This is a genomic window from Brevundimonas sp. (assembly GCF_036399195.1).
Classification (GTDB): domain Bacteria; phylum Pseudomonadota; class Alphaproteobacteria; order Caulobacterales; family Caulobacteraceae; genus Brevundimonas.
Genome location: NZ_DASWNO010000214.1, coordinates 1 through 8,132, shown reverse-complemented (window position 1 = coordinate 8,132; position 8,132 = coordinate 1). Strand labels below are relative to the sequence as shown.

Annotated in this window: 9 protein-coding genes and 1 pseudogene; 2 read left to right on the top strand and 8 right to left on the bottom strand. The window is 70.1% G+C overall.

Annotation, left to right across the window (positions count from 1 at the left end; all coding sequences use genetic code 11):
• Positions 1–305 (bottom strand): annotated as a pseudogene (locus VGB60_RS09625) (cell wall hydrolase); the annotation flags it as partial.
• Between the two features lie 93 nt (positions 306–398).
• Positions 399–878, bottom strand: a complete 480-nt coding sequence (locus VGB60_RS09620) for a Dps family protein (protein WP_331038043.1) — start codon at positions 876–878, stop codon at positions 399–401.
• 171 nt (positions 879–1,049) lie between these two features.
• Here VGB60_RS09620 and VGB60_RS09615 point away from each other — a divergent pair, with 171 nt between their 5' ends.
• Positions 1,050–3,989: a PAS domain S-box protein gene (locus VGB60_RS09615; protein ID WP_331038042.1), complete on the top strand. Its 2,940-nt coding sequence runs from the start codon at positions 1,050–1,052 to the stop codon at positions 3,987–3,989.
• Here VGB60_RS09615 and VGB60_RS09610 read toward each other — a convergent pair.
• Positions 3,986–4,348 carry a DUF6481 family protein gene (locus tag VGB60_RS09610; protein ID WP_331038041.1) on the bottom strand — a complete coding sequence of 121 codons (363 nt, stop codon included), beginning with the start codon at positions 4,346–4,348 and terminating at the stop codon, positions 3,986–3,988. The genes VGB60_RS09615 and VGB60_RS09610 overlap by 4 nt on opposite strands.
• A 160-nt stretch (positions 4,349–4,508) precedes the next feature.
• Positions 4,509–4,688 (bottom strand): hypothetical protein, encoded by a 180-nt coding sequence (locus tag VGB60_RS09605; protein ID WP_331038040.1) that lies wholly within the window; start codon positions 4,686–4,688, stop codon positions 4,509–4,511.
• A 461-nt stretch (positions 4,689–5,149) separates the two neighbouring features.
• On the opposite strand from VGB60_RS09605, the gene VGB60_RS09600 reads away from it, so the two are divergent.
• A complete protein-coding gene (locus tag VGB60_RS09600) occupies positions 5,150–6,244 on the top strand; it encodes a cell wall hydrolase (protein WP_331038039.1) in 1,095 nt (364 codons plus the stop codon).
• A 2-nt stretch (positions 6,245–6,246) separates the two neighbouring features.
• Here the strand turns inward: VGB60_RS09600 and VGB60_RS09595 are convergent, their stop codons facing one another.
• The 4 genes from VGB60_RS09595 to VGB60_RS09580 all read right to left on the bottom strand — a co-directional run.
• On the bottom strand, positions 6,247–6,474 hold the full coding sequence (locus tag VGB60_RS09595) for a hypothetical protein (RefSeq protein WP_331038038.1): 228 nt from the start codon (positions 6,472–6,474) through the stop codon (positions 6,247–6,249).
• A 2-nt stretch (positions 6,475–6,476) separates the two neighbouring features.
• Positions 6,477–6,686, bottom strand: coding sequence for a hypothetical protein (locus tag VGB60_RS09590; RefSeq protein ID WP_331038037.1), 210 nt, complete (start codon positions 6,684–6,686; stop codon positions 6,477–6,479).
• A 67-nt stretch (positions 6,687–6,753) separates the two neighbouring features.
• The gene (gene nadC / locus VGB60_RS09585; protein ID WP_331038044.1) at positions 6,754–7,566 is read right to left on the bottom strand and encodes a carboxylating nicotinate-nucleotide diphosphorylase; all 813 of its coding nucleotides are present in this window, start codon (positions 7,564–7,566) and stop codon (positions 6,754–6,756) included.
• 49 nt (positions 7,567–7,615) lie between these two features.
• Positions 7,616–8,132 (bottom strand): FAD-binding protein (locus VGB60_RS09580; RefSeq protein ID WP_331038036.1); only part of this gene is annotated, 517 nt, incomplete at its 5' end.

The following is an 8,132-nucleotide window of genomic DNA, read 5'->3' as shown; positions in this document are numbered from 1 at the left end:
CCCGCCAGCGTCAGGCTCTCCCAGCCCGGCGTCAGGCCGTACAGCGCCGGCTGCGGGTCCGATGGGTCGTGGCGGGCGGCGAGGGCCAACTGCGCCGGATCCATCCGACGGGTGATCGCGGCCAGCCCGCCGGGACCGAGGTCGCCCCGCGTAAGTTGGCGCACGGCCTCGGCGCGGCGGTCGATCTCCGGCCGGGGGGTGGAGCTCGCGGCCATGGCGACGCCGAAGGCGGCCAGCACGACGGGCGCGGCGGTTGCGAACCGCCGCGCCTTCGTCTGCACCGTGCTCCAGTCGATCGCGGTCAATCCCAGCTCCACCGCGGCAAACGCCGCGTCACGTCTTCCGCTACCTGAACAGCGGGGCGCTTTTCAGGCCGAAAAGCGCCGGTCGGTCAAGGTTCAACGGCCGCCGAGGGTCGAGCGAAGCATCCAGGCGAACTTCTCGTGCGCCGTCAGCCGCTGCGTCATCAGGTCGGCGGACGCCTCGTCGCCCGCTGCCGAGGCGGTCTCGAAGGCCGTCCGGGCGGTGGCGATCAGGGTCTCGTGGTCCTGCATCAGCTCCTTGAGCATGGCGGTGGCGTCCTTCTCGGGATCGCCGTCCTTGATCGAGGTCAGATTGCCGAAGGCGGAATAACTCTGCGGGGCCAACACCCCAAGAGCCCGGATGCGCTCGGCGATATCGTCCAGCGCGTCCCAGATGTCGCGGTACTGCTGCTCCAGGAGGTTGTGGAAGCTGAAGAACTCCGGCCCCCGGACGTTCCAGTGATAGCCGTGGGTCTTCAGATAGACGGCGAAACTGTCCGCCAGCACCTTCGTGAGTTCCTGCGCCACGTCGGCGCGCTCCGTCTTGGTCAGGCCGGTATCGATGGTGGCGGTCATGAAAACTCCGTTGGGAAGGTGGGTCTCAGGCCACGAGGTGGGCATCCCCGGGGACTTCGCCAACCGCCGACGGCTGGCGGCGGATAAAATACCCCGCACGACGCTTGAACAAACGCCATGCCTCCCAATACGTTGCGGTAGATCGCGCAGGGCGCGAGCGGGGGTATCCGAGTGAACGGCGAGCGCATTCCGAGACGCGGGTCCAGCGCCGCCGACGCCGCGCTATCGGCGCTCGCCCGCGTTCCGGCCCAGCCGTGGTGGGCCAACATCCTGATCGGCCTCGGGTTCGCCGCGGCCGTGCTGGCCGTCCGCTGGGGCCTGAACTTCTGGTATCAGGGGGTGACCGGCTTCATCATCCTGTTGCCCGGGATCGTGCTGGCCGGCCTTGCAGCGGGCCGCGTCGCGGGCGTCACCGCCGTCGCAGCCGCCCTGCTCGGCGGGTGGGTGGTCGCGGGGCCGGACGCCACCGGCGTGGGGTTGTCCTCACCCATGGGTCGGATCGCCACCGTCAACTTCATCGTTGTCGGCGTGTTCGTCGCCTTCGTGGCCGCCTCCCTGCGCAAGACCCTGACTCGTCTGGATCGGTCCGTGCTCGACCTCTCCGCCGCCGACGCGCGGGTCAACGAGGGCGAAGAACGGTTCCGCCTGATGGCCGATACCGCGCCTTCGCCGGTGTGGATGACCAATCCCGACGCTGAGGTTGAGTTCGTCAACGCGGCGCTGGAGCGCTTCTACGGCAAGCCGGCCGCCGAAATCCTCGGCCACGTCTGGAAGCAGGCGATCCATCCGGACGATCAGGCGACGGTTCAGGCCGCGATGGAGGCGGCCCGGCCCCGGCGCCTGCCCTATGGGTTCGAGGCGCGCTTCCTCCATGCGGACGGCGACTGGCGCTGGATGCGCATCTCCGTCAATCCGAGGTTCGACAGGAACGGGGCTTTCCTCGGCTACGTCGGCATGGCGTTCGACGTCAGCGAGACCCGGGACGCGCTCGACGCCTTGGCGACCCTCGAGCGGCGCCAGAGCTTCCTGCTCGCCCTCAGCGACCGCCTCCGCAATCTCGGCACGCCCGAGGCGGTGATGTCCGAAGCCAGCCGCTCTGTCGCGGAGAAACTGGGCGTCGACCGCGTGGGCTACGGGGAGATCGACGCCGAACTGACGACCATCCGCGTCCGCGGCGCCTCGGCGCGTCCGCCCCTGTCTGACCTGACCGGCGAATGGCGCATGGACGACTTCGGACCGGAGCTGATCGACTGTTTCCGCCAGGGCCGGTCGGCGCGTGTCGAGGACGTCGCGGCCGATCCCCTGACGGCCGCCGCCGCCGGAGCGTTCGGCGCCATCCAGACTGCGTCGGTGCTCGGCGCGCCCGTCATGCGCAGCGGCAGGATGCGGGCCCTCTTCTTCCTGCACCAGACCACGCCGCGCCGATGGTCCGACGAGGAGGTCGGCCTTATCGAGCACGTCGCCGCCCGCGCCTACGCCGAGGTTGAACGGACCCGCGCCGAGGCCGAGGTCCGCGAGAGCGAGGCTCGATTCCGCGCCATCGCCGACACGGCGCCGGTGCTGATCTGGGTGACCCAGCAGGACCGCACGCGCGCCTTCGTCAATCAGGCCTATGCGGCCTTCAACGGCGGAAGTTACGAGGAGGCGCGGCTGGCCGACTGGCGCGCGGTCATCCATCCGGACGATCAGGCGCGCATCATCCAGCAGTCGACCGAGGGCGAAGCCACGGGCCAGCCTTTTTCGATGGAGGCGCGCTACCTCCGGCACGACGGCGAATACCGTTGGCTGAGATCGTTTTCGCGGCCGCGGCTCGGCGCGGACGGAGCCGTGCTCGGCTTCGTCGGCGTCGCCTTCGACGTCACCGAGGCCAAGCGGGCCGAGGATGACCTGAAACGCATAAACGAGCTGCTTGAGGAGCGCGTCGGCGAGGCTCTGGCCGAAAAAGCCAAGGCCGAGGCGGACCTGATGCATGCCCAGCGGATGGAGGCCGTCGGCCGGCTGACCGGCGGCGTGGCGCACGACTTCAACAACCTGCTGACCGTCGTCATCGGAGCGCTCGACATCATGCTGCGGTCGCCGAACGACGCGGCCAAACGCCAAAAACTGGGCGAGGCGGCGCTGGCGGCCGCGCGGCGCGGCGAGGGTCTGACGCACCAGCTGCTGGCGTTCTCACGCCGGCAGGCGCTACGGCCCGAGCCGCTCGATCTGAACGCCCAGATCCGCGAGAGCGAGCCCCTACTGCGCCGAGCGGTCGGGGAGGCCATCGACTTCAAGCTGAAGCTGCGCCGCGGCGGCGCCCGCGTCAGCGTCGATCCCTCGCAGTTCGAGGCGGCCCTGCTGAACCTGGTGGTCAACGCGCGCGACGCCGTGGGCGACAGGGGCGCCATCAGCATTCAGACCATGTCCTGCACCGTGGAGCCGGGAGAGGTCGCCGATCTGGAGGGCGGCGACTACGTCTGCGTGGTCGTGTCGGACGACGGCATGGGCATGACCCCGGAGGTGATCGGCCGCGTGTTCGAGCCCTTCTTCACCACCAAGGCCGTGGGCAAGGGCACGGGCCTCGGCCTCAGCCAGGTCTATGGATTTGCGCGTCAGAGCGGCGGGGCGGCGAAGATCTTATCGACGGTTGGGGAAGGCACCGAGATCAGGCTCTACCTGCCTCCGCTCGCGCAGGCGACGCAGCCGGCTCAGGACGTTGCTCCCGGCATGACCGCGCCCCTGGCTTCAGGCGGCCGACTGCTGCTCGTCGAGGACGACATCAGCGTGGCGGTGGTCGCGCTGGAGCTTCTGCAAGGACTGGGGCTCGAGGTCCGCACGGTGGAGAATGGCCCGCAGGCGCTCGATCTGCTGGCGCGGGAGCGGTTCGACGTCATGCTGAGCGACATCGTCATGCCCGGCGGAATGACGGGCATCGAACTGGCGCGCCGGTGCGAGCGGGAACACCCGCATATGCGGATCGTCCTGACCTCGGGCTATGCCGGAGAGGACGTCGATGCGGCGCTGGCCGACGCGCCCTGGCCGTTCCTTCGCAAGCCGTATTCGGGCGAGCAGCTGGCCCGGGTGCTGGGCGATGGGGCGGAGCCGACGGCCCCGCCCGTGCAAGGCGCTTAGCGGGAGCGGGCCTTGCGGGCGGCGTAGCGCGCGTCGCGGGCGGCTTTTTGCTCTTCCTTGGTGAGCTGCTTGCGCTCCTTGCGGGCGGCGCGCTTCTCGGCCTCGACGGCTTCCTGGGCCTCCTGATCGGCCGCCATTCGCGCGGCTTCCTTATCGGCCTTCTCGCGGCGCGCCTCGGCCTTGGCCAGTTCGTGCTGCTGGCGCAGGGCCTCTTTCTCGGCCGCGCGCTTGGCGGCCAGCTTGTCGAATTCAGGGTCCGGGGCGGCGGCTTTCGGCTTGAAGCGGGCCAGCAGGGCCTTCTTGGCCTCCTGCTGGGTCGTCAGGCGATCGGTGAAGCCGGTCTGTTTCAGATCTCTCATGCGGAGGGCGTCGATGTCCTTGGGCGGTTTTTGAATACGCGGAAACGCGCCGGGGCGAGCAGTTCCATCCCCGGCGCGTCGGCTAAGCGCATATAGGCGCCGAAATCAAGGAAACCAGCCGGGATCGCTCCCGGCTGGCCTCACTACGCGGCGAAGTGTGTCAGTTGGGTTTGTTGGCCGAAGCGGCGCCGGCGACCCCGCCCACCACGGCGCCGACCGGTCCGGCCACGAGGGCGCCGGCGACGGCTCCGGTGGCGGCCTTCTGGTCCCGGGTCGTGCCGCAGGCCGCGAGGGCCAGGGCGGCGCAAGACACGACGGCGATGGTTGTGAAGCGTTTCATGACGATGCTCTCCTGTATGGTGAAGCCTGAACGCTCCCTGGTCGGGACCGGTTCCGGCGCCGAACGGGCAAACGGCTCAGGTTGAGCGCGTCAGCTCTAACACTATAGAGACAGACGACGTGCGTTGGCCCGTGTATGCCATTCCCGGCCCTGTGTAGTCTTAGTGTGACGGAATACAGTATACCGCCCCAACATTGGTCATATGTACGAGCCCCTATTCGTACTTCGAACCGGTATGCACGTGGGACCGGCCATCATGCTGCGCTGCACACGAAATTTGCGAATCAAACACATTGGCGCCACAAATGGCTGGCTTAAGGCGCCTCCTCGATCGCCGGCCCGCTGGCCGACCATCGATATGCGCGGGCAGACGCGGCGCCGGTCTCCACGATCGGAGAGCGCCCTCTCCTCGCAAGACGACCCGGGGGCGGCATCGCGCCCTGCCGAACAGGATCGAGCCCTTGCCGAACGCCCCTGAAACGTGCGCGAAAGCGACTGTCGATCGTCTGGCCCGTATCCGGCCGGGCTCGGCGGCCGTGGCGGTCGGCGCGTTGATGGGGCTGGCGATGGGTTGCGCCTACCTGGGCGGCGCGGCGGCCAAGGCGAATACCGTGCGCGGACAGGCCGAACGCATCGAAGGCGCCACGGCGGCCGGCTTTACCGAAGAGGCGCTCGCCGCCGCGGCCGGCGGTCTCGACGAAAGCGCCCTGCGCATCGCGCGGCGTCATGACCCCTATACCGTCGCGGGCGGCGCCCAGCGCGACCGCCAGGCCGAGCTGCTGACCGCCCGTCTCGAACAACTGCGCACGGCCCAATCCGCGAGCGGCCTCCGCCAGGTCAGCCTGACCGGACCGGTCGCGGCCCAGCCCTTCCGCCTCGGCGGCGCGCTGGACGCCTCTCGCGACCTCGAATGCCTGACGCAGGCCGCCTATTACGAGGCGCGTGGCGAAGGCCGCGACGGCATGCAGGCCGTGGCCCAGGTCGTGCTGAACCGCGCCCGCCACCCGGCCTTCCCGAAGACCGTCTGCGGCGTCGTATTCCAGGGCGCCGGCCGCCGCACCGGCTGCCAGTTCAGCTTCACCTGCGACGGGTCCATGCGCGGCCCGGTCAACCGCGCGGCCTGGAACCGGGCCCGCGACGTCGCCTCCAGCGCCCTCTCCGGCCGGGTGTACGCGGCGGTCGGCAACGCCACCCACTTCCACACCACCGGCGTGTCGCCCGGCTGGCGCAATGCGCTGGTGAGGGTCAATCAGGTCGGCGACCACCTGTTCTACCGCTTCGGCGGGCGCTCGGGTTCACGCGGGGCCTTCGCCTACGCGGCCCGCCCTTCGACCTCCGTGGCGGCGCCCCGTCTGATTCAGGCCAGCATGGACCCGACCAGCGCGGTCCGTGACGCCGGCGCGGTCGCCTACACCCTGCTCGTTGGATCCGACACGGCGAAGACGGAGACCGCGGCCACCGCGCCTGCGCCCGCCGCCGCCGCCGCGCTGACGCCCGCGACGCCTCCGACGGTCACCGTGGAAGCTACACCCGCGACGACAGCCTCACCCGCCTGATCTCACGCGTCCCGGTCGCCCTTGCTGGAGCGGCGCGAGTCGATGTGAGAGTGCTTGAGATCGCGCTCCCCGCCCCCGCCCGAGACCTTGCTGTTCTTCGGATTGGTCGGGCCGCCGTCGCGCGGATCCTCGAACTCTGGCGGATCCTGCTTGGCGTTTTGATGGCTCGAGCCCGGCCCGCCCCAGCGCTTCTCGTCGACCGGTTCAGGCGTGTGCTGGTTGTTGTCCATGATCAACGGTCCTGCTGGTAGCCCTGGTGGGTCGTGTTCTGCTTGATGTCGCCGAACCGGCCCTGCTGATCCGTGTTGATCGCCGCATCGCCCGGCTGGCCGTCCCGCACATCCGTGCGCAGGTCGCGGCGGTCCGCGCCTTCACCCTGGACGTCGGATTTCTGCCCGGCGACGCTGGCTTGCTCTTCTGGAATCTTCGGCAGTTTGCTCACGTGCGCACTCCTCTGAAATGTGAGGAATGAACGGCCCCGGTGAGGGCCCGTTCCCTATTGCACCGCTTCAGAGGGCGTCGAGGCCGATGTCGAGCGACGGCGCGGAGTGGGTCAAGGCGCCGACGGAGATCACGTCCACGCCCGTCTCGGCGATGGCGCGAACCGTCTCCAGATTGACCCCGCCGGAGGCTTCCAGCACCGGCCGCCCATGGGCCGTGGCGTCGGCGCGGGCGACGGCCTCGCGCAGCATCGGCAGGGTGAAATTGTCCAGCATGATCACGTCGGGCCGTTCGGCCAGCGCCTCGTCGAGCTGCTCCAGCCCGTCGACCTCGACCTCGATCTTCATCAGGTGACCGACGGCCGCGCGGGCCCGGCGGATCGCCTCGCCGACCCCCCCGCAGACGGCGACGTGGTTGTCCTTGATCAGGATCGCGTCATCGAGCCCGAAGCGATGGTTGGAGCCGCCGCCGCACTGAACCGCGTGCTTCTCCAGCGCGCGCAAGCCGGGCGTCGTCTTGCGGGTGTCGGCGATGCGCGCCCCGGTCCCGGCGACGGCGTCGACGTAGGCGCGGGTCAGGGTCGAGACCCCGCACAGCCGGCCGAGCAGGTTCAGCGCCGTGCGCTCGGCGGCGAGGAAGGCGCGCGCGTCGGCTTCGGCCTCGGCCAGCACCGCGCCGGCTTCGAAGACGTCGCCGTCGTGAAGGTTCACGGTGACTTCAGCCTCAGGGTCCAGCGCCAGCAGGCTGAGGCGAACGCAGGCGAGACCCGCCGCCACGCCCGGTTTCCGCGCCACGAAGGCGGCGCGCATCCGGGCGCCTTCGGGAATGCAGGCCTGACCGGTCACGTCCCCCGCGCGGCCAAGGTCCTCGGTCAGCGCCATCAGCACCACCGGCTCGACCAGCAGGTCGGGCAGTTGTCGGATCACGGCGTCATCCTGCGAAGGCGGGAGTGGGAACGTCTTGCGAAAGCCGCAAGCGGGTGTGCTGCGCCTCGGCTTCGGTCGACGGATAATCGCTGCGGAAGTGCCCGCCGCGGCTCTCGCGCCGCGCCAGGGCGGCCTCGGCGATCAGACGGGCGGCGATCAAGGGCAGAGCGGGTCCGGCCGTCCCCGTCAGCTCGTCGATGACGCGCAGCGCACGGTGCAGCCCGCTGGCGTTGCGCACCACCCCGACATCGGCGCTCATCGTCGCCCTGAGCCGCTGCAACTGGTCGTCCGACAGATCGGGCGCGGCGGGCGTCGCCCGCGCCGGGCCGGCCACAGCTTCAAGCGCGGCTGCGGCGCGCCCGGTGCGGCGGCCAAAGGCGGCTGCCTCCAGCAGAGAGTTCGACGCCAGCCGGTTGGCGCCGTGCACCCCCGTCGCCGCGCACTCGCCGACGGCGAACAGGCCCGGAAGGCTGGTGCGGCCGTCCGGCCCCGCGACGACCCCGCCCATGTGGTAGTGGGCC

Bases quoted from the DNA above. Each gene is read 5' to 3' on its own strand.
- VGB60_RS09620 (WP_331038043.1), bottom strand. From the start codon at position 878: ATGACCGCCACCATCGATACCGGCCTGACCAAGACGGAGCGCGCCGAC.
- VGB60_RS09610 (WP_331038041.1), bottom strand. From the start codon at position 4,348: ATGAGAGATCTGAAACAGACCGGCTTCACCGATCGCCTGACGACCCAG.
- VGB60_RS09605 (WP_331038040.1), bottom strand. From the start codon at position 4,688: ATGAAACGCTTCACAACCATCGCCGTCGTGTCTTGCGCCGCCCTGGCC.
- VGB60_RS09595 (WP_331038038.1), bottom strand. From the start codon at position 6,474: ATGGACAACAACCAGCACACGCCTGAACCGGTCGACGAGAAGCGCTGG.
- nadC (WP_331038044.1), bottom strand. From the start codon at position 7,566: ATGGCGCTGACCGAGGACCTTGGCCGCGCGGGGGACGTGACCGGTCAG.